This window comes from Streptomyces sp. NPDC043952 (assembly GCF_056435325.1).
This window is the reverse complement of the sequence record NZ_JBWKES010000008.1, coordinates 106564-126206: the sequence shown is the minus strand read 5'-3', so window position 1 is coordinate 126206 and position 19643 is coordinate 106564. Positions and strand designations below refer to the sequence as shown.

Here is a 19643-nt window from a genome sequence, read left to right as displayed (position 1 = left end):
AGCCGGGTCCGTGCCCGAGCCGGGTCCGTGACTGGGCCGGGGTCTATGCCGCCGTCGCGCTCAGGTGGCGCAGGCGCTGGTCGAGGAAGAGGACCGCGCGCTCCAGCGCCTCGTCCGCCTCGTCCAGGGAGCCGGCGAACGACTGGAACACATGCGGCACATCGGCCGTGACGTCCAGGATCACGTCCACCCCGGCGGCCCTGGCGCGCGCGGCGAGGCGGGTGGAGTCGTCCAGCAGGATCTCGTTGGTGCCCACCTGGAGCAGTATCGGCGGCAGACCGGCAAGATCGGCGCAGACGGCCGGGCTGAGCAGGGGCTGACGCGGGTCGGCGCCCGCGAGGTACATCGCCCCGGTGTGTTCGACGGACGCGCGGGTGAAGAACGGGTCGACGCCCGCCTTGGTGTCGATGCTCTCGCCGGTGCGGGTCGCGTCCAGGCCGGGGGAGAACGCCAGGAGCGCGGCGGGCAGCGGCAGACCCGCGTCCCGCGCGGCCAGGCAGGTGGTGACGGCGAGCCCGCCGCCCGCGGAGTCCCCGGCGAACACGACGGCCGACGGGTCGGCGCCGCCGTCGAGGAGGGCCCGGTAGGCGCCGAGCGTGTCCTCGATCGCGGCCGGGAACGGATGCTCGGGGGCCAGCCGGTAGTCCAGTGAATATGCCGTGCGTCCGGTCCTGGTCACGAGGTGTCCGGTCAGTGCCAGGGCGGTCTCGGGGGAGCCGCTCACCCAGCCGCCGCCGTGGAAGTACAGGATCGTGCCGGCGCGCGGGCGCTCCTGCGGCGCGACGCACAGCGCGGGCCGGCCGCCGAGCGCGGTCCGCGTCGTACGGATGCCGTCGGGCACCGGCATCCCGCTCATCAGCGCCTCGAACCCGGCCCGCAGCTCCTCGATCGTCCGGGGCCCCGCGGGGCGCGGCTGCCGCAGCAGGGCGTCGATCCGGGCCCGCTGTTCCTTGCTCATGCGTGTGCTCCCCCTCGCTAGTGGATTCCTCTACACTATATGCCGTGGCATATAAAACAACCGGGGACACCGCCGGGCTGCTGGATCTCTTCTCCGACCTGGTGCGCTGCGAGACGCGGCTCTACAACGCCCTCAACGACCGGCTCCGCGCGCGGCACGCGATTGTCACCTCGCAGTTCGAGGCCCTGCGCTTCCTGCGCGATCACGAAGGGGCGCGGGTGGCGGATCTCGCGGCGGAGTTCGCGATCGGCGTCGGGGCGACGAGCAAGGGCGTCGACCGGCTGGAGAAACGGGGCTGGGTGGTCCGGACGCCGAACCCGGCCGACCGCCGCTCGTCCCTGCTGGCCCTGACCGTGGAGGGTGCGCGGCTCGTCGCCGCGGCGGAGGAGACGGTCGGCGCGACCCTGGCCGAACTGCTGGCGGATGTGATGGACGCCTCTTCGGCGGCGGCCGTCGCGGGGACCCTCTCCAGGCTGCGTTCCGCCCTGGAGCGGCGGCAGGTCGGCATGCCGACGGGCTGAGGCGAGAGGATGATCCGACTTCCGAGCATGGCAAAAAGCCGGTCCATCCTGAGATGGACCGGCTCAGTGCAGCGAACCAACAAGTGGCCGCGCGCTCAGCTGTAGCGTCAGCGCGAGACCTTGCCGGCCTTGATGCACGAGGTGCAAGCGTTCACGCGCTTCGGCGTCCCGCCCACCACGGTACGCACACGCTGGATGTTCGGGTTCCAGCGACGGGGCGTACGGCGGTGCGAGTGCGAGATGTTGTTGCCGAAGCCCGGCCCCTTGCCGCAGACGTCGCAGTTGGCAGCCACGGGTCACTCCAAAGACTTCAGATGCACTTACGGATAATCCCGGCATGCCGGGATCGAGATCGTACGACCTGAGATCTGGTTGGCGTTGCCAGGGGGGAGAGCCCGATCGGATCGGGCAACCGGAGCAGCATAGCAAGCCTGCTTCGGTACAGCGAAACTACCATGGTCGCGAGGGGTCCCGCCCCGGCCCGCTTCCGGCGGGCACCCCGCCGGGGTCTACGCTGCGACCACGTCAAGCCGGCTCAGGGAGGCGCAGGTGGCGCAGGTGCCGCAGACATTCCTCGATGGTCTCGCGGTGCGCACCTGGTGCGGTCTGGCCCTGCGCGCCCTGGGACGGGCGCGCGAGGAGATCGACGCGATCAACGTCTATCCGGTGGCCGACGGCGACACCGGGACCAACCTCTATCTGACCCTGGAGTCCGCCGCGACGGCCGTGGAGGCCGTGTTCGCCGGGTACGAGACGCAGCCCGCCGGTCCCTCTCTCGCGGACGCGGTGCGCGCGATGGCCCACGGGGCGCTCATCGGCGCGCGGGGCAACTCCGGCACGATCCTCGCCCAGCTGCTGCGCGGCATGGCCCAGGTGCTCGCGGCGGACGACGCGGAGCCGCGCTGCGACGGTGCCGCGCTGCGGCTCGCCCTGCGCCGGGCCGCGGACTCCGCCCGGCAGGCCGTGGCGCACCCGGTCGAGGGCACCGTGCTGACGGTCGCCTCGGCCGCGGCCGACGCCGCCGAGCGGGCCGACGGCGACTGCGGGACGGTCGCCCGCGCCGCCCACGAGGGCGCCCGCGCGGCCCTGGCGGCGACCCCGGCCCAGCTGGGCGTCCTGGCGCGGGCCGGGGTGGTCGACGCGGGGGGCAGCGGTCTGGTGGCGGTGCTCGGCGCGCTGGTGGAGGCGTGCACGGGGGAGGCGGCGCGGGGGGCGGGGGCGCCGGGGGCGGGGGAGGCCGTGGACGCCGTGGACGCCGTGGCGGTCGGGGGCGTCGTACTTGAACAGACACCGAAAGCTTCCTCCGAAGCCGAAGCCGATGCCGATGCCGAAGCCGAAGCCGGGGCCTGCGCCGCCGAGGCGGCCGGGAACGGCGGGCCCGGTGGCCCGGCCTACGAGGTGATCTACCTCCTGGAGGCCGACGACACCGCCGTGGCCCGGCTGCGCACCCGCCTCGACGCGCTCGGCGACTCCCTGGTGGTGGTCGGCGGCGACGGGCTGTGGAACGTCCATGTGCACGTGGACGACGCGGGCGCCGCCGTGGAGGCGGGCGTGGAGGCCGGGCGCCCGTACCGGATCAGGATCACGCACTTCGGGCTCGGCGACGTGCACACGGGCGGGCCGCGTCCCCCGCGCGAGCGGGCCCAGCGGGCCGTCGTGGCCGTCGTACCGGGGCAGGGGCTCGCCGAGCTGTACACCGAGGCCGGTGCGACCACCGTGCTCGCGCGCCCCGGCGAGCCGCCCGCCAGCGGGGAGCTGCTGGCGGCGGTGCGGCGGGCCCACGCGCGCGAGGTGGTGCTGCTGCCCAATGACGCCGAGCTGCGCGACACCGCGGCCGCGGCCGCCGAGCAGGCCCGTGCCGAGGGGGTCCGGGTGGCGCTGATCCCGACCCGCTCGGCGGTGCAGGGCATCGCGGCGCTCGCGGTGTCCGAGCCGGGGCGCCGGTTCGACGAGGACGTCGTCCAGATGACCTCGGCCGCGGGCGCCACCCGGTACGCGGAGGTCGTCGTCGCCGAGCACCGGTCCTGGACCACGGCCGGGATCTGCCAGGCCGGCGACGTGCTCGGGCTGATCGACGGCGACGTGGCGGTGATCGGCACGGACGTCACCGCCACCGCGGTCACCGTCCTGGACCGCATGCTCCAGGCCGGCGGCGAACTGGTCACCCTCGTCATCGGCGCCGAGGCCCCCGAGACCGTCGCCGGGCACCTGGAGACCCGCGTACGGGAGTCCTACCTGGCCGTGGACACGGTGGTGTACGACGGCGGCCGCCAGGGAGCGCTGCTGCTCATCGGCGTGGAGTGACCGACAGGTCCCCGGCGCACCCGCACCCTCCCGGCGCCGCCCTTTCCCGGAGGCTCGGCGTCGGCTGCCCCGTCCGGCGCGCCGCCCCGCCGGCCCGCCCCGGTCTCCGCGCGGTGTGCCCGGCCCGTGTACGGCTCGGCTCGCGTCGGCCGCCCCGCGGCACGCCGCTCCCCGGCTCACCTCCGCGTCCTGCGAGCGTACCGGTCCAAGGCCCCCGCCCCCCTCTTCCCCTCGGTGCTCGACGGGCGCCCCGCCGCCGCTCACTCCGCCCTTCCGAGCAGCCGGTTCGCCTCCGCCCGGCGTGCCCGGACCGTGTCGTCCGTGTCGTCCGCGTTCTCGTAGGCGGCCAGTACCGCGCGGGCGTGGGCCGTCGCCTGCTCGGGGCGGCCCAGTTCGGCGGCCAGTTCCGCCGCCGCGAGTTCGGCGCCGGTACGGTCGTGCAGCCCGGCCGCGCCGAGCGAGTCGAACAGCGCGATCGCCCGGTCGAAAGGAGCCGCGTCCGGTCTCCCGGCCTGGGCGAGGAGGTCGCCGAACTGGCGGTGCGTCTGGGCCAGTTCACGGGTCAGCTCGGCCAGGGCGGGGGAGTCCGCCGCGTCCCGCCGCGCGCGCTCGCACACCGCCACCGCCTCGGCCATCAGCACCCCGGCCGCCTCCGCCTCCTCCCCCTCGTCCTCGCCCAGCGCCAGCCACGCGCGCGCCCGCAGCGAGCGGACCAGGAGCCGGGTGTCGCCGAGGGAGCGCCACAGCTCGCCCGCGCGGGCATAGGCCCGGTCGGCCTCCGCCGCCAGGCCCGCGTCGGCGAGGGCGTCCGCGGCGAGGTGGGCGAGCGTGGCGTGGTCGCGCTGCTCGGGCCAGTGCCGGGCGATGTCGGCGGCCAGCAGCCGCTGCTCGGCCGCCGCCCGGTGCTCGCCCAGCTCCGCCAGGCAGTCCCCGAGCCACCAGCGGGCCTGTACGACGGCCCCGTCCCCGTGCGTCCCGGCGCTCAGGTCGGCCAGCGCCGACTCCAGCACCTCGGCCGCCTCCGCGCACCGCCCCCGCCGCAGCAGATATCCGCCGAGCTGCTGCCGCGCCCAGGCCCCGGACGTGCCGGACTCCCCGGCCTCGTCGGCCCAGTGCGCGGCCTGGAGCGCGTGCTCCGCGGCTGCCGCGACGTCCCCCCGCGCGGCCGTCAACTCTGCTATTCGCAGGTGCAGTTGGACCTGCCCGGCCGGTTCCACGTACCGGCCGCCGTGCTCCAGCGCCGCCCGCAGCGCCCGCTCGGCCCCCTCCCGGTCACCCGCCTCCTCGGCCAGCGCGGCGAGGTGGACCTCGTACTCCACCGCGCACCACGGCAGCCCGGCGCGCACGTACTCCCCGACGGCCCGCCGCAGCAGCTCCGCCGCCCGCGCACCGTCTCCGCCCGCCCCGGCCAGCTCGGCGAGCATGCCCCGGCACTCCGCGACCCGCGCCGCCAGCCGCGCGTCCCGCACCCCCTGCCCCTCGATCAGGCTCAGCACCTCGCGCACGGCGGCGTCCGCGTCCTGAGCGGAACCCGCGCCGGAGCGCGCCCGGTGCATCAGTACGCGGGCCCGGCTCATCAGGACCGACGCGGCCTGCCGCACCCCGGTGGCCCCGGCGGCGTACAGCGCGAGGACCTCCTCGCACAGACCGCTCACCCGGACCAGGGCCGTGTCCCGCTCGCCCCGCAGCGCCCGGAAGTAGGCGCCGCGGGCCTGTGCCGCCAGCGCCTCGCCGGGATCGTCCGCCGCCGCGTACAGCCCGGCCGCCCGCTCGAACAGCTCGGCGCCCTCGGGGCCGCGGGACATCGCCTCGTGGTCGGCGACCAACGCGCGGTCGGCGGGGGAGAGTTCACCATCGCTCGCGGCGCGCCCCACCGCGGCCCAGGCGTCCAGCGCCTCCGGGCGCAGGGTGTCCGCCAGCCGGTGCGCCTCGGCGAGGAGAGCGGGCAGGGACGGTTCCGCGGCCGGTGCCGGCGGGGGAGCGGCCGGCGGTGCGGCGGGCGCCGGGCGCGCGGTGCGGACGCCCAGCGGGAGCCGGTCCGCCAGCGGTCGCCGGTCCATCCGCGCCCGCGTCCGGTCGCCCACGTACGACGTGCCGTTGCGCGCGTCGAACCGCGCCGCCAGGGCCAGCGCCTCGGTGCGGGCGTGGGCCGCGAGGTCCCGTGCCGTCCAGGCGCACCCGGCGGGGCCCGGCACCCGCTCGGCGCCGAGGCCCAGCTCGGTCAGGCGCCCGGTCAGCAGCGCCACCACGGCCAGGAAGTCCAGCCGGCTGCGCGGCTGCCCGGTGTCCGTGAAGTAGGCGGGCCGCTCGGCCAGCAGCTCGAGACCGCGCGCCTCGTTGCCGCTCAGCGCGCAGAACTCCACATGCTCGGCGTACGCGCCGCGCATGCTCTCCATGGGCCGCACCAGCCGCAGCCCCCGCAGATGGTGTGCGCGGGCGTCCTCCAGGCGGCCCAGCCGCAGCAGCGGGAGCAGGGACGCGGCGAGCACCGCGTGCGGCTCGTGCGCACAGCTGAACTCGCCCTCCAGCACCGGCCGCCACAGCTCCAGCGCTTCGGCGTCCTGGCCCCGCTGCACCTGCCACAGGCCCTGCCGGTACAGCTCGCAGGCGTGGCAGTCGGCCATCTCGTCCCGGTCGGCGGCCAGCCACGCGGCGTACGCCCGCTCCGCCCGCGCCAGGTCCCCGATGTGCGCGGCCACGCTGAACTCGGCGCCCCGCACGGCCCGTTCGGAGTACCCGGCGAGGCGGTAGCGGTGCTCCATCTCGCCCAGCCACTGCTCGATCGAGGCGAGCGGGATGTGCGGCTGGTCCAGCATGCCCGCCGACATCCACTTGAAGACCCAGTGCAGCGACCGCGTCTCGTACGCGTCGAAGTCCTCGGGCCGCTCGTCCCACATGCGCAGCAGCCGCGCGAAGGGGACGAACATCTTGTCCTTCTCGGAGCTGTAGCTGTAGACGCTCAACTGGTGCCCGAGGGCTTCGATCACGGCCAGCGGAACGTTCAACCTCTCGGCCGCCGCCAGCAGTTGCTCCGCGCGGGCGTTGCGGGCCGGGCCCTCGGGCTGCCCGGCGTTCTCCGCCATCTCCCGGCGCAGTCCCGCCAGGTCGGTGATCTCAGTCATCGGCCGTCCCCCGCGTCGCCCACTCCAGCAGATCGATGAACGCCCGGTTCAGCAGCGCGGAGTCCGCGGGCCGCAGCGGGCGCTGCGCCCTCAGCAGCGCCTGTCCGTACAGCGACTCGACCGCGGTGCCGATCAGTTCCGGATCACCCAGTGAACTCACCCTGCGGATCAGCGGGTTGAGGTGGTTGAGCACCAGCCGGGCGCGCGGCGCGCTGCCGCGCAGCGACCCCAGGATGCCCGCCCACAGCGCGTCGGCCTGCTCCTCGGCCGCCGCGCGGGCCTGCTCGTGCCGCGCCGACCGGTCGTCCAGGTGCAGCGCGGGCACCGACAGCGGATGGAAGGCGCGCAGCACGACATCGCAGCCCAGCGGGTCCAGCTTCGCCCGCGCCGCCGCCAGGAACCCGGTGAGCGCCAGCTCCACGCCCGGATCGATGCCGTCCAGGTGCGCGGTCACGGTGTCCGCGTCCAGCTCGGCGACCACCGTGCCCGGCCGCACCGACGGCAGCGCCTCGATCAGCTCGCTGTCGTACGTGTAACCGCCGTTGACCACGCCCACGCCCTGCGCCGAGGCGATCGCCGCGACCTGCCGGTACTCCTCCACCCCGCGGGTGAAGTGCACCACCGGGTGCCGGCGCGCGAACTCCTCCAGCGACACCTGCCCGTCGGTCGTCTCGAACGGCAGCCACGGCAGCATCGTGCGCAGCATCTCGTGGTCGTGCCGCGCCAGCGACTTGACCCCCAGGTGGTGCACGGCGAGGAACGCCGCGAGCCGCTCCGGGTCACCGGCCGCGAGCCCGGTCAGCCAGCCGCGGATCCGCTCGCCGAGCGCGTCCCGCACGGCGGCCAGCGTCTCGTCCTCGTACAGCGATTCGCGCGAGGCGGTGGGCCGCAGGCTGTCGGTGTCCAGCACACAGCGCACGAAGAACGCCCAGTCGGGCAGCAGCTGTTCGGCCCGTTCGGTCAGCAGCATGCCCTTGAGATGCACCCGGTGCGTCGCCCGCTGCGCCGGGCTCACCGCCGACGGCAGCACATAGGCCACCCCGCGGACCCCGGCCAGCGGCACGGCCAGGTCGATCGAGTCCAGCGGCGCGAACCCGAACTGCTCCTGGCAGTGCCGGGCCAGCGCCACCCGGCGCGCGCCGGGGCTCGGATACGACCGGTCCCAGGGCGCGGGCAGCTCGCTGATCCGCTCCTCGCCGACCCGGACGTCGTACGGCAGCAGCGCGCCGAAGTCGCGGGCCAGCGCGCGCACCCGCTCGGGCGCGAGCCACTCGGCGGCGCCGGGCCGGGGCGTCAGCTGCACCGTCGTACCGGGCTCGGGCCGCGCCGCGTCGGGCAGCGTCCGCACGGTGTACGAGCCGTCGTCGCACGCCGTCCACTCCACCGGAGGCGCGCCGGGGGTGCGGGCGCTGCGGCTGACCACGCGGATCCGCTCGGCGACGAGGAAGCAGGCGAGCAGCCCGATGCCGAACTGGCCGAGGAAGCCGGAGCGGGCCTCCTGAAGCCCCTCGGCGCGTTTGGAGCTGCGCCCGATGGTCGCCAGCAGTTCGTGCACGTCCGACTCGGTGAGCCCGATGCCGCTGTCCTCCACGCGCAGGCCGCCGTCCGCCGGGTGCAGCCGCACCAGCGCCGGGGCGCCGGGCGCGAGGGCCCGCCGGGCGGTGACGGCGTCCACGGCGTTCTGGAGCAGCTCGCGCAGGTAGACCTTCGGACTGGAGTAGAGGTGATGGGAGAGCAGATCGACCAGACCGCGCAGATCGACCTGGAACGTGTGCGGGGGAAGAGGCGACTGGGAGGACTGGGATGACTGTGAGGTCTGGGAATCCATCGTCACTGCGCCGGAGGGGGAGGACCCGGCGCCGGGTCGGGCGGTCCCGCAGCAGGCGGCGGTGACCGCGAAGGATGGCCGGAGCGCGCCATCCTAGGCCCGGAACCGCCGCGCGGACCAGGGCTTTCCCGGATCGGTACGACAGTATGGACCGGACCCGCCCAGTGGGCTGGACCGGACCCGCCCAGTGGGCGTCTGCGGCATTGTCAGTGCGGTGGTGTGCAATGGATGCCGTGCCCGCACTGGAAGAACCACTGAAACAGCCACTGAAGTCAGTGCTCGGCCCCGCCACCGCGAAGGTGATGGCCGAGCACCTCGGCCTGCACACCGTCGGCGACCTCCTGCACCACTACCCGCGCAGGTACGAGGAGCGCGGTCAGCTCACCCACCTCGCCGACCTCCCCATGGACGAGCACGTGACCGTGGTCGCCCAGGTCGCCGACGCCCGCCTGCACTCCTTCGCCTCCTCCCGCGCGCCCCGCGGCAAGGGCCAGCGCCTGGAGGTCACCATCACCGACGGCAGCGGCCGCCTCCAGCTGGTCTTCTTCGGCAACGGCGTGCACAAACCGCACAAGGACCTGCTGCCGGGCACCCGCGCGATGTTCGCCGGCAAGGTCTCCGTTTTCAACCACCGCCTCCAGCTCGCCCACCCGGCCTACGAGTTGCTGAAGGGCGACGGCGAGGAGAGCGCCGAGACCTGGGCGGGCGCGCTGATCCCGCTCTACCCGGCCACCGCCAAACTGGAGTCCTGGAAGATCGGCAAGGCGGTGCAGACGATCCTGCCCGCCGCCCAGGAGGCCGTGGACCCGCTGCCGCCCGCCCTGCGCGAGGGCCGCGGGCTGCTCCCGCTCCCCGAGGCCCTGGTCAGGATCCACCGCCCGGCCAGCAAGGCCGACATCGCCGCCGCCCGCGCCCGCCTCAAGTGGGACGAGGCCTTCGTCCTCCAGGTCGCCCTCGCCCGCCGCCGGTACGCGGACGCCCAGCTCCCCGCGGTCGCCCGCCGCCCCAAGTCCGATGGCCTGCTCACCGCCTTCGACGACCGGCTGCCCTTCACCCTCACCGAGGGCCAGCAGAAGGTCTCCCGCGAGATCTTCGCCGATCTCGCCACCGAACACCCCATGCACCGGCTGCTCCAGGGCGAGGTCGGCAGCGGCAAGACGCTGGTGGCCCTGCGCGCCATGCTCGCCGTGGTCGACGCGGGCGGGCAGGCCGCGATGCTCGCGCCGACCGAGGTGCTGGCCCAGCAGCACCACCGGTCGATCACCGAGATGATGGGCGACCTCGCCGAGGGCGGCATGCTGGGCGGCACCGAGCACGCCACCAAGGTGGTGCTGCTCACCGGCTCCATGGGCGCCGCCGCCCGCCGCAAGGCCCTGCTCGACCTGGCCACCGGCGAGGCCGGCATCGTCATCGGCACCCACGCCCTGATCGAGGACAAGGTGCAGTTCCACGACCTCGGCCTGGTCGTCGTGGACGAACAGCACCGCTTCGGCGTGGAACAGCGCGACGCCCTGCGCGGCAAGGGCAAGCAGCCCCCGCACCTCCTCGTCATGACGGCCACCCCGATCCCGCGCACGGTCGCCATGACCGTCTTCGGCGACCTGGAGACCTCCGTCCTCGACCAGCTCCCGGCGGGCCGCTCCCCGATCGCCAGCCATGTCGTCCCGGCCGCCGACAAGCCCCACTTCCTGGCCCGCGCCTGGGAGCGGGTGCGCGAGGAGGCGGAGAGCGGCCATCAGGCGTACGTCGTCTGCCCCCGGATCGGAGACGACATCGACGAGGCGGCCGACCCGAAGAAGGCGGCCAGGAAGAAGTCCGCCGAGGACGAGGCCGAGAGGCGCCCCCCGCTCGCGGTCCTCGACGTGGCCGGCCAACTCGCCGAGGGCCCCCTCAAGGGCCTGCGCGTCGAGGTGCTGCACGGCCGTATGCACCCCGACGACAAGGACGCGGTGATGCGCCGCTTCGCCGCGGGCGAGACCGATGTCCTGGTCGCCACCACCGTCATCGAGGTGGGCGTGAACGTCCCGAACGCCACCGCGATGGTCATCATGGACGCCGACCGCTTCGGCGTCTCCCAGCTCCACCAGCTGCGCGGCCGGGTGGGCCGCGGCTCCGCGCCCGGTCTGTGCCTCCTGGTCACCGAGATGCCCGAGGCAAGCCCCGCCCGCCAGCGGCTGAACGCGGTCGCCGCCACCCTCGACGGCTTCGAACTCTCCCGCATCGACCTCGAACAGCGCCGCGAGGGCGACGTCCTCGGCCAGGCCCAGTCCGGCGCCCGCTCCAGCTTGCGCGTCCTCGCCGTCATCGAGGACGAGGAGGTCATCGCGGAGGCGAGGGCGGAGGCGATGGCCCTGGTGACGGCGGACCCGGACCTGGAGCGGCTGCCGGGCCTGCGGACCGCCCTGGACGCGCTGCTGGACGAGGAGCGGGAGCAGTACCTGGAGAAGGGCTGAAGGGCGCCCGTCCGAAGGGCTGAGGGACGCCGGTCCGGGGGCGCGGGGCCGGATCGGATGCGCGTCCGCCGCCGCGGGGCGCGACCCGTCACAATGGACCTTGAAGCCGCCCACGATGAAGGACCACACATGACCCGCGTGATCGCCGGCACAGCCGGCGGACGTCGCCTCGCAGTCCCTCCGGGAACCGGCACCCGGCCGACCTCCGACCGCGCACGCGAAGGTCTCTTCTCCACCTGGCAGTCCCTCCTCGGCGGCCCCCTGCGCGGCGAACGCGTCCTCGACCTCTACGCCGGCTCCGGCGCCGTCGGCCTGGAAGCCCTCTCCCGCGGCGCGGGCCACACCCTCCTCGTCGAGGCCGACGCCCGCGCCGCGCGGACCGTCCGGGAGAACGTGAAGAACCTCGGCCTGCCCGGCGCGGAGGTCAGAGCGGGCAAAGCGGAACAAGTCATCCGCACCGCGCCCCCCGCCACCCCGTACGACCTGGTCTTCCTCGATCCCCCCTACGCCGTCACCGACGACGATCTTCGGGAGATTCTGCTCACACTCCGCTCGGAGGGGTGGCTCGCGGAGGACGCGCTGGTCACCGTGGAGCGCAGCACCAGAGGCGGCGAATTCCGGTGGCCGGACGGCTTCGAGGCGATCCGGTCCCGTCGTTACGGCGAGGGAACGTTTTGGTACGGTCGCGCCGCCTCTACGTGCGAAGACGCACGATGACCGGACCGGAGAGCGAGGGATCTCAAGTGCGCCGCGCCGTCTGTCCCGGGTCATTCGACCCGATCACCAACGGACATCTCGACATCATCGCCCGAGCCTCCCGGCTGTACGACGAGGTCTACGTCGCGGTGATGATCAACCAGACCAAGAAGGGCCTGTTCGAGGTCGACGAGCGGGTCGGGCTGATCCGCGAGGTCACCGCCGAGTACGCCAACGTACGGGTCGAGACCCACCACGGCCTCCTCGTGGACTACTGCAAGCAGCGCGACATCCCCGCCATCGTCAAGGGTCTGCGCGCCGTCAGCGACTTCGACTACGAGCTCCAGATGGCCCAGATGAACAACGGCCTCACCGGCGTCGAGACGCTGTTCGTGCCGACCAACCCCACCTACAGCTTCCTGTCCTCCTCGCTCGTCAAGGAGGTCGCGGCCTGGGGCGGCGACGTCTCCCACCTGGTCCCGCCGCAGGTCCTCGACGCCCTCAACAGGCGGCTGCGCAAGGACTGATGGGCGTGGGGCTACAGTCGTCCCGTCCGTCTCCGATCCGGCTGTAGGAAGTGGCGAGCACAGGTGGACGTGCAGAAGAAGCTCGACGAGATCGTCTCCGCGGTCGCCGGCGCGCGGGCCATGCCCATGTCGGCGTCCTGCGTGATCAACCGCGCCGAGCTGCTCGCGATGCTGGAAGAGGTGCGCCAGGCGCTGCCCGGCTCCCTCGCGCAGGCGCAGGAGCTGATCGGCGACCGGGAGCAGATGGTCGAGGAGGCCCGCCGGGAGGCAGAGCGGATCATCGAGACCGCGCACGCCGAGCGCGGCTCGCTGGTCGCGGGCACCGAGATCGCCCGCCGCTCCCAGGCCGAGGCCGACCGGATCCTCGCCGAGGCCCGCCAGGAGGCCGAGGAGATCCGCGCCGAGGCCGACGACTACGTCGACTCCAAGCTCGCCAATTTCGAGGTCGTCCTCACCAAGACCCTCGGCTCGGTCGGCCGCGGCCGCGAGAAGCTCCTCGGCACCGGTCCGGGGCTGGACGAGAACGGCTACGAGGACGAGGACGCCCCCGAGCGCAGCCCCGACCCCGAGACCCTGCGGCACAACGCCGACGCGTACGTGGACACCAAGCTGGGCGCCTTCGAGGCGGTGCTCGCCAAGACCCTGGAGGCGGTCGGCCGCGGCCGGCAGAAGCTGCACGGCCGGATCGCCACCGACGACCTCGGCGCCCTCGCCGACGACACCACGACCTTCCAGCACTCCAGCGACGCCGACTACCTCGCCGACCTGGCCGCCCTCTCGGACACCCCGGCCGGGCGCCCGGCGGCCCGGCAGGAGCAGCCGTCGTACGAGCCCCGGACGGACCGGACGGGGTACGAAACGGCGGCCGAGCCGTCCTACGAAGCCGGGGGCGAGCCGGCGTACGAAGCGGGGGGCGAGCCGTCGTACGAGCCGCACGCCGAGCCCGCGTACGCGCAGCAGCAGCCGGAGCAGCCGGCGTACGAGCCGGGGCCCGCCTACGGTGCCTACGACCAGCAGCAGGCCGGCTACGGCGGCTTCCCGCAGCAGGGCGGCTACGGCGGGCAGGACCCGTACGGATACCAGCAGGCCGATCCCTACGGGTACCAGGGCGGCTACTCCCAGCAGCCCGCCTACGACCCCCAGCAGCAGCCGCCCCAGGCCCCGCAGCAGTCACAGGCGCAGCAGGACTACGCTCTGGACGAGACCAGCCTCTTCGACACCAGCATGATCAGTGCGGAGCAGCTGCGGGCCTACGAGCAGGGGCGCGGGGGCCGCTGACGGGGCCGGATTGGGCCCTGGGCGCAAGGTCCAGTATCCTGGCCCTTCGGTCGCGCATGCCCTGACGTTTCGCGTACGGAGCAGTCTGCGACCGCCGCCGCCCGCAAGCACCGACGGGCGGTGTCCCTCCGAGATCGCAGATCGAAAGCAGGAATGGCTTCCAACGCCCGCCTCGACCACCGCAACCCCCTCGTGTTCGACACCCACGAGCTGGGTCGGCGTCCTGGTGCGCTGCAGCGCCTGACCCGCGAGATCGACGCCCCCGGGGACCTCGGCATTCCGGAAGTCATCGAAGTGCCGGAAGGCACCCCGGTGGAACTCGGCCTCCGGCTTGAGTCGGTCATGGAAGGGGTGCTTGTCACAGGCACCGCCCGTGCAACGGCCAAGGGGGAGTGCGTAAGGTGTCTGGAGCCGGTCGAGCTGGAGCTCGAAGCGGACTTCCAGGAGATGTTCTCGTACCCTGACGCCGACGACCGGGGCCGCGTGATCGCGGAACCGGGCGACGACGCCGAGGACGACGAGGACAGGCTCTTCATCGGGGACGGCCTTTTCGACCTCGAACCAGTGCTGCGTGATGCGGTGGTGCTCGCACTGCCGATGCAGCCGGTGTGCCGGGAAGACTGTCCGGGCCTGTGCTCCGAGTGCGGAGCGCGGCTCGCGGACGACCCGGAACACCACCATGACGCCGTCGACATCCGTTGGGCGGCTTTGCAGGGACTCGCCGGCACCACCACGGACGGCGAGAAGGACGAGATGAGCGGCGCCGAAGCGGGCGTCGACGAGAAGCAGGAGAAGTAGCCGTGGCTGTTCCGAAGCGGAAGATGTCGCGCAGCAACACGCGCCACCGCCGGTCGCAGTGGAAGGCTGCGGTCCCCACCCTGGTTGCGTGCGAGCGCTGCCACGAGCCCAAGCAGCAGCACATCGCGTGCCCGTCTTGCGGCACCTACAACAAGCGCCAGGTCCTCGAAGTCTGAGCGGTTGGTGAGAGGCCCGATGACAGACGCGAATGCCGCTAGTCCCCGTCAGCGCGGGGGTAGTCCGCAGGCCTCGTCCCACACAGTTCTGGAAGGGCGGCTCGGCTACCAGGTCGAGTCCGCCCTTCTGGTGCGTGCGCTCACCCACCGTTCCTACGCGTACGAGAACGGCGGTCTGCCGACGAACGAGCGGCTGGAGTTCCTCGGGGACTCCGTGCTCGGCCTCGTCGTCACGGACACGCTGTACCGCACCCACCCCGACCTGCCCGAGGGCCAGCTGGCCAAGCTGCGGGCCGCGGTGGTCAACTCGCGTGCGCTGGCGGAGGTGGGGCGCGGCCTCGACCTGGGCGCCTTCATCCGGCTCGGCCGGGGTGAAGAGGGCACGGGTGGCCGGGACAAGGCGTCCATCCTCGCCGACACCCTCGAAGCGGTGATCGGCGCGGTCTATCTCGACCAGGGCCTCGACGCGGCGTCCGAGCTGGTGCACCGGCTCTTCGACCCGCTGATCGAGAAGTCCTCCAACCTGGGCGCCGGCCTGGACTGGAAGACGTCGCTCCAGGAGCTGACCGCGATCGAGGGGCTCGGCGTGCCCGAGTACCTGGTCACGGAGACCGGCCCCGACCACGAGAAGACCTTCACTGCTGCCGCCCGCGTCGGAGGCGTCTCGTACGGCACCGGCACCGGCCGCAGCAAGAAGGAGGCGGAGCAGCAGGCCGCCGAGTCCGCCTGGCGGGCCATCAAGGCCGCCGCGGACGAGCGCGCCGAGGCGGCGACGGCTGCGACGGAGGCCAGGCAGGCCGCCGTGCACGCCGTGAAGGACGACGACACGTCGTCCGCCACCGCCTGAGGACAGCTCCACCGAGCGCCCGCCCCACCCGTTTCGGACGGGGGCGGGCGCTCGTCACATCCGGCGCCCTTCTGGTTCGCAGGGCGTCCTTCCGTTCCGTACCGCGTTTCCTACGGGGGTCCCGATGCCCGAGTTGCCCGAGGTCGAGGTCGTCCGGCGGGGGCTGGCGCGGTGGGTGGCCCATCGCACCGTCGCCGAGACCGAGGTGCTGCACCCGCGCGCCGTACGCCGGCACCTGGCCGGGGGCGAGGACTTCGCGCACCGGCTCAAGGGGCATCACATCGGCGACCCCAGCCGGCGCGGCAAGTACCTGTGGCTGCCGCTGGAGGAGACCAACCAGTCGGTGCTGGCGCACCTCGGGATGAGCGGGCAACTGCTGGTGCAGCCGCAGGAGGCGCCGGACGAGAAGCACCTGCGCATCCGCATCCGGTTCGCCGACTCGCTCGGCACCGAGCTGCGGTTCGTGGACCAACGCACCTTCGGCGGGCTGTCGTTGCACGACAACACCCCCGACGGACTGCCCGACGTCATCGCGCACATCGCCCGCGATCCCCTCGACCCGCTGTTCGACGACGACGCCTTCCACCAGGCGCTGCGCCGCAAGCGCACGACCGTCAAACGGGCCCTGCTGGACCAGTCGTTGATCAGCGGCGTCGGCAACATCTACGCGGACGAGGCCCTCTGGCGCGCCCGCATCCACTACGAGCGCCCGACCGCGCACTTCACCCGCCCGGTCACGGCCGAACTCCTCGGCCACATCCGGGATGTGATGAACGCGGCGCTCGCCGTCGGCGGCACCAGCTTCGACAGCCTGTACGTCAACGTCAACGGCGAGTCGGGCTACTTCGACCGTTCGCTCGACGCCTACGGCCGCGAGGGCGAGCCCTGCCGCCGCTGCGGCACCCCCATGCGGCGCCGCCCCTGGATGAACCGCTCCAGCTACTTCTGCCCGAAGTGTCAGCGGGCGCCGCGCGCCGCGTCGTAACGCTCGCGCGAAGCCAGCACCTCGTCCATCGCGCCCTCCACGCACTCGATGAGGGAGAGCAGGCGCCCGGCGACCTCGCGGCCGAGCGGGGTCAGCTCGTAGTCGACGCGGGGCGGGTTGGTCGGCTGGGCCTCGCGGTGCACCAGGCCGTCGCGCTCCAGTGCGTGCAGGGTCTGGGAGAGCATCTTCTCGCTCACCCCGTCGACGCGGCGGCGCAGCTCGTTGAAGCGCAGCGAGCCTTCGTACAGCGCGCCGAGGGTCAGTCCGCCCCAGCGACCCGTGACGTTCTCCAGCGTGCAGCGGGAGGGACACGCCTTGGCGAAGACGCTGTAGGCGAGCTGGTCGCGCTCCTCGGGACATCCGGTCATGACACAAGGATACGCCCACGCAGCGCTAACCAGTAGGTTGCGCTAACTAGAAGTTAGTGCTTTCCTTTCCTCGCCGTTGTTGAGCTGCCCTTCCGAGGAGAGTCATGACCACCCCCGTTCTTTCCATCGCCTACCACTCCGGCTACGGCCACACCGCCGTCCTGGCCGAGGCCGTCCGCGCCGGTGCCGTCGAGGCGGGCGCCGAGGCGCATCTGATCAAGGTGGACGAGATCACCGAGGAGCAGTGGCGGATACTCGACCGCTCCGACGCGATCGTCTTCGGCTCGCCCACCTACATGGGCACCGCCTCCGGCGCCTTCCATGTCTTCGGCGAGGCGACCTCCTCGCGCTGGGCCGGCCAGGACTGGCAGGACAAGCTGGCCGCCGGGTTCACCAACTCGGGCTCCAAGAGCGGCGACAAGCTGCACACGCTCCAGTTCTTCCAGACGCTCGCCGCCCAGCACGGCATGCACTGGGTCAACCTCGGTCTGCTTCCGGGCTGGAACAGCAGCACCGCCTCCGAGAACGACCTCAACCGCCTCGGCTTCTTCGCCGGTGCCGCCGCCCAGACCGACACCGACCAGGGCCCGGAGGGCGTGCACAAGGCGGACATCGCCACGGCCGAGCACCTCGGGCGCCGGGTGGCGGAGACGGCACGCACGTTCGCGCGGGGCCGCGCCGCCGCCTGACCCGGCCGCCGGGCGGGGGAGTCCGGCCCGGCCGCCGGACTCGGCCACCGAAGCCGGTCGCCGAACTCAGTTGCCGAACTCCGCCGTCCACCAGGGTCCGCCCGCGCCGAAGTGCACGCCGACGCCGAGGGTGTGGAAGGCGGGGTTCAGGATGTCGGCGCGGTGCTCGGGGCTGGCCATCCACGCCTTCACCACGGCCGCCGGGTCCGCCGGACCGCGCGCGATGTTCTCGGCGCCCAGGCCGCTGACACCGGCCGCCGCCGCCCGGTCCCACGGCGACTTGCCGTCCGGGTCGGTGTCGGAGAAGAAGCCCCGCGCCGCCATGTCGTCGCTGAACGCCCCGGCCAGGTTCGTCAGCGCCGAGTTCGCGGACAGCGCGGCGAGGCCCGCCTTCGCCCGCTCGTCGTTGATCAGCCTCAGCACCTGGGCCTCGGCGGCGGCCTGCGCGGAGACGGTCACGGGCGGGACGGCCGGCGCGGGGGCCGCGGTCTTCGTCGGGGCCGGGCTCGGCTTCGCCCTGGTGGGGGAGGGCTTGGGCTTCGGCGCGGCGGGAGCGGCCGGGGTGGTCCTGGGCGCGGTGGGCTTCGCGGATTTCGAGGGGGCCGGCGAGGCGGGGGCCGAGCGCGTGGGCGACGCGGATTTCCCGGGCGCCGGGGACGAGGACGGCGTAGGAGCGGCCGGGGAGGAGGGCGACCGCCCGGTGCCGCGACCCGCCGCCGTACCACCGCCGCCGTTGTCCGTGCCGCCGGTGCCCGTGCCGCCGTTCTCCGCGCTGCCGGAGGTGCCGCCCTGCGCGTCCGCCGTGTTGCTGGGGGAGCCCGCCACCCGGACCCGGTCGCCGCCGGTGGTGTGACCGCTGCCGTCGAGGCGGTAGCCCTGGAAGCCCGGCACCACGCCCGCGGCCACCGCGGCGGTGCCCAGGGCGACGGCCACGCACATCCCGAGCAGCGTCATGCTCACCGCACGCCCGGCCTGCTTCGGCCGCCGCTTGCCACGGACGGGCTCCCCGCCGGGCTCCCCGGTACCGGCAGCACCCTCGCCGGCCGCGTCCGCACCCGCGTACGGCGAGCCCGCGTCCCCCGCGAACGGCTCCGCCGGCCCGGCCGCGAAGAGATACGCGTCCGCCTTGGCCTTCGCCGCCGCGTACGCCTCGGGATTCAGATAGGGCGCGGTGCCCATCGGTATCGGCACGGTGGCCGCGGCAGCCGGATCGTGGCCCCCGGCCGGCATCGTGGGCGCGGTGGGCGTGGAGACGCCGTGGCTCCCGGCCGGCAGGGTGGCCGCGGCAGCCGGACCGGGGCCCCCGGCCGACACGGCGGGCGTGGAGACCGGGCCGTGGCTCCCGGCCGGCACGGTGAGCGCGGACGCCTGATCGTGCCCCCCGACCGGCATCGTGGGCGCGGACGCCGCATCGTCGTTCCCGGCGGTCGAGGCGGGAGGGTCGTCGTTCCCGGCGGTCGAGGCGCGCGGGTCGTCGCTCCCCGCGGCGCGGCCAGCGTCCGAGCGTCGGTGGCGTCCCATGACCTTGCCCTCTTCCTCGTACATCTTTGGTGCTTCGGGCCGCCCCAACCCACTCGATCGAGTGGATTTCCCCAGAGAGGTGCCCGCGTGCGGACCGTACCTCATGCCCTTCGAGGGCGATGTGTCCCGAACGACACCCGACGGTTAGGTTGCCCCCATGAGTGAGGATGTTCGACTGATCGCCTGGGTGCGCGGACACGTGCAGGGCGTGGGATTCCGCTGGTTCACCCGTGCCAAGGCGCTGGAGATCGGCGGCTTGAGTGGTTTTGCTCTCAATTTGGCGGACGGCCGGGTCCAGGTCGTCGCGGAGGGCGCCCGCGACCGCTGCGAGGGGCTGCTCGACTGGCTCCAGGGAGCCGACACGCCCGGCCGTGTGGACGGCGTCACCGAGATCTGGGACACACCCCGCGGCGGCTACGACGGCTTCGCGATCCGCTGAGCCGAAGCCGCCCGGCCCCGGCCGCCGCGCCCCCGCCCGCGCCGGCCGGGAGCGGAAACGGCCTGGTGGTTGCCAAGAAGGGCGTAGCGTGGCAGGCTCCGCAGGTACAGCTGATCGCTGCGCCCCAGGGCCC

The 19643-nt window shown here is 73.7% G+C and carries 18 protein-coding genes; 12 read left to right on the top strand and 6 right to left on the bottom strand.

The features are described from left to right. Positions 1–43: 43 nt before the first annotated feature. Positions 44–958, bottom strand: coding sequence for an alpha/beta hydrolase (locus AC069R_RS12100; RefSeq protein ID WP_478766710.1), 915 nt, complete (start codon positions 956–958; stop codon positions 44–46). 44 nt (positions 959–1002) lie between these two features. Here AC069R_RS12100 and AC069R_RS12095 point away from each other — a divergent pair, with 44 nt between their 5' ends. Then, the gene (locus AC069R_RS12095) at positions 1003–1479 is read left to right on the top strand and encodes a MarR family winged helix-turn-helix transcriptional regulator (RefSeq protein WP_478766708.1); all 477 of its coding nucleotides are present in this window, start codon (positions 1003–1005) and stop codon (positions 1477–1479) included. A gap of 107 nt (positions 1480–1586) precedes the next feature. Here AC069R_RS12095 and rpmB read toward each other — a convergent pair whose 3' ends face one another. Further along, positions 1587–1772 carry a 50S ribosomal protein L28 gene (rpmB, locus tag AC069R_RS12090; protein ID WP_004924906.1) on the bottom strand — a complete coding sequence of 62 codons (186 nt, stop codon included), beginning with the start codon at positions 1770–1772 and terminating at the stop codon, positions 1587–1589. 256 nt (positions 1773–2028) lie between these two features. Here rpmB and AC069R_RS12085 point away from each other — a divergent pair, with 256 nt between their 5' ends. After that, positions 2029–3783 (top strand): DAK2 domain-containing protein, encoded by a 1755-nt coding sequence (locus AC069R_RS12085; protein WP_478766705.1) that lies wholly within the window; start codon positions 2029–2031, stop codon positions 3781–3783. Between the two features lie 260 nt (positions 3784–4043). Here the strand turns inward: AC069R_RS12085 and AC069R_RS12080 are convergent, their stop codons facing one another. Both AC069R_RS12080 and AC069R_RS12075 read right to left on the bottom strand, forming a co-directional pair. Further along, positions 4044–6905 carry a tetratricopeptide repeat protein gene (locus tag AC069R_RS12080; RefSeq protein ID WP_478766703.1) on the bottom strand — a complete coding sequence of 954 codons (2862 nt, stop codon included), beginning with the start codon at positions 6903–6905 and terminating at the stop codon, positions 4044–4046. Further along, positions 6898–8733, bottom strand: a complete 1836-nt coding sequence (locus AC069R_RS12075) for an HSP90 family protein (protein ID WP_478766701.1) — start codon at positions 8731–8733, stop codon at positions 6898–6900. Before AC069R_RS12075 ends, AC069R_RS12080 begins: the two co-directional genes overlap by 8 nt. A 224-nt stretch (positions 8734–8957) precedes the next feature. Here AC069R_RS12075 and recG point away from each other — a divergent pair, with 224 nt between their 5' ends. The 8 genes from recG to mutM all read left to right on the top strand — a co-directional run bounded on the left by recG (position 8958) and on the right by mutM (position 16493). Then, entirely contained in the window at positions 8958–11186 is a 2229-nt protein-coding gene (recG, locus tag AC069R_RS12070; protein WP_478766699.1) for an ATP-dependent DNA helicase RecG, read from the top strand. A gap of 129 nt (positions 11187–11315) precedes the next feature. Next, positions 11316–11903, top strand: coding sequence for a 16S rRNA (guanine(966)-N(2))-methyltransferase RsmD (gene rsmD / locus AC069R_RS12065; protein WP_478766697.1), 588 nt, complete (start codon positions 11316–11318; stop codon positions 11901–11903). 26 nt (positions 11904–11929) lie between these two features. Then, positions 11930–12409 (top strand): pantetheine-phosphate adenylyltransferase, encoded by a 480-nt coding sequence (gene coaD, locus AC069R_RS12060; RefSeq protein WP_397987166.1) that lies wholly within the window; start codon positions 11930–11932, stop codon positions 12407–12409. 63 nt (positions 12410–12472) lie between these two features. Beyond that, positions 12473–13687 carry an ATP synthase F0 subunit B gene (locus AC069R_RS12055; protein WP_478766695.1) on the top strand — a complete coding sequence of 405 codons (1215 nt, stop codon included), beginning with the start codon at positions 12473–12475 and terminating at the stop codon, positions 13685–13687. Positions 13688–13840: 153 nt separating this feature from the next. After that, on the top strand, positions 13841–14485 hold the full coding sequence (locus AC069R_RS12050) for a YceD family protein (RefSeq protein ID WP_478766693.1): 645 nt from the start codon (positions 13841–13843) through the stop codon (positions 14483–14485). A 2-nt stretch (positions 14486–14487) separates the two neighbouring features. After that, on the top strand, positions 14488–14661 hold the full coding sequence (rpmF, locus tag AC069R_RS12045; RefSeq protein ID WP_003951102.1) for a 50S ribosomal protein L32: 174 nt from the start codon (positions 14488–14490) through the stop codon (positions 14659–14661). Between the two features lie 7 nt (positions 14662–14668). Next, positions 14669–15508 carry a ribonuclease III gene (gene rnc, locus AC069R_RS12040; protein ID WP_478766691.1) on the top strand — a complete coding sequence of 280 codons (840 nt, stop codon included), beginning with the start codon at positions 14669–14671 and terminating at the stop codon, positions 15506–15508. Positions 15509–15632: 124 nt separating this feature from the next. Further along, positions 15633–16493 (top strand): bifunctional DNA-formamidopyrimidine glycosylase/DNA-(apurinic or apyrimidinic site) lyase, encoded by an 861-nt coding sequence (gene mutM / locus AC069R_RS12035; RefSeq protein ID WP_478766689.1) that lies wholly within the window; start codon positions 15633–15635, stop codon positions 16491–16493. Here the strand turns inward: mutM and AC069R_RS12030 are convergent. Continuing rightward, positions 16466–16861 carry a winged helix-turn-helix transcriptional regulator gene (locus AC069R_RS12030; RefSeq protein WP_397983817.1) on the bottom strand — a complete coding sequence of 132 codons (396 nt, stop codon included), beginning with the start codon at positions 16859–16861 and terminating at the stop codon, positions 16466–16468. The two genes, mutM and AC069R_RS12030, sit on opposite strands and share 28 nt — an antisense overlap. A gap of 104 nt (positions 16862–16965) precedes the next feature. Here AC069R_RS12030 and AC069R_RS12025 point away from each other — a divergent pair, with 104 nt between their 5' ends. Further along, positions 16966–17550: a flavodoxin family protein gene (locus AC069R_RS12025; RefSeq protein WP_478766688.1), complete on the top strand. Its 585-nt coding sequence runs from the start codon at positions 16966–16968 to the stop codon at positions 17548–17550. Positions 17551–17616: 66 nt separating this feature from the next. On the opposite strand, the gene AC069R_RS12020 is transcribed toward AC069R_RS12025, so the two are convergent. Next, positions 17617–19095: a CAP domain-containing protein gene (locus AC069R_RS12020; protein WP_478766687.1), complete on the bottom strand. Its 1479-nt coding sequence runs from the start codon at positions 19093–19095 to the stop codon at positions 17617–17619. Positions 19096–19228: 133 nt separating this feature from the next. Here AC069R_RS12020 and AC069R_RS12015 point away from each other — a divergent pair, with 133 nt between their 5' ends. Further along, the gene (locus AC069R_RS12015; protein WP_478766686.1) at positions 19229–19510 is read left to right on the top strand and encodes an acylphosphatase; all 282 of its coding nucleotides are present in this window, start codon (positions 19229–19231) and stop codon (positions 19508–19510) included. The last annotated feature ends 133 nt before the right edge of the window (positions 19511–19643 follow it).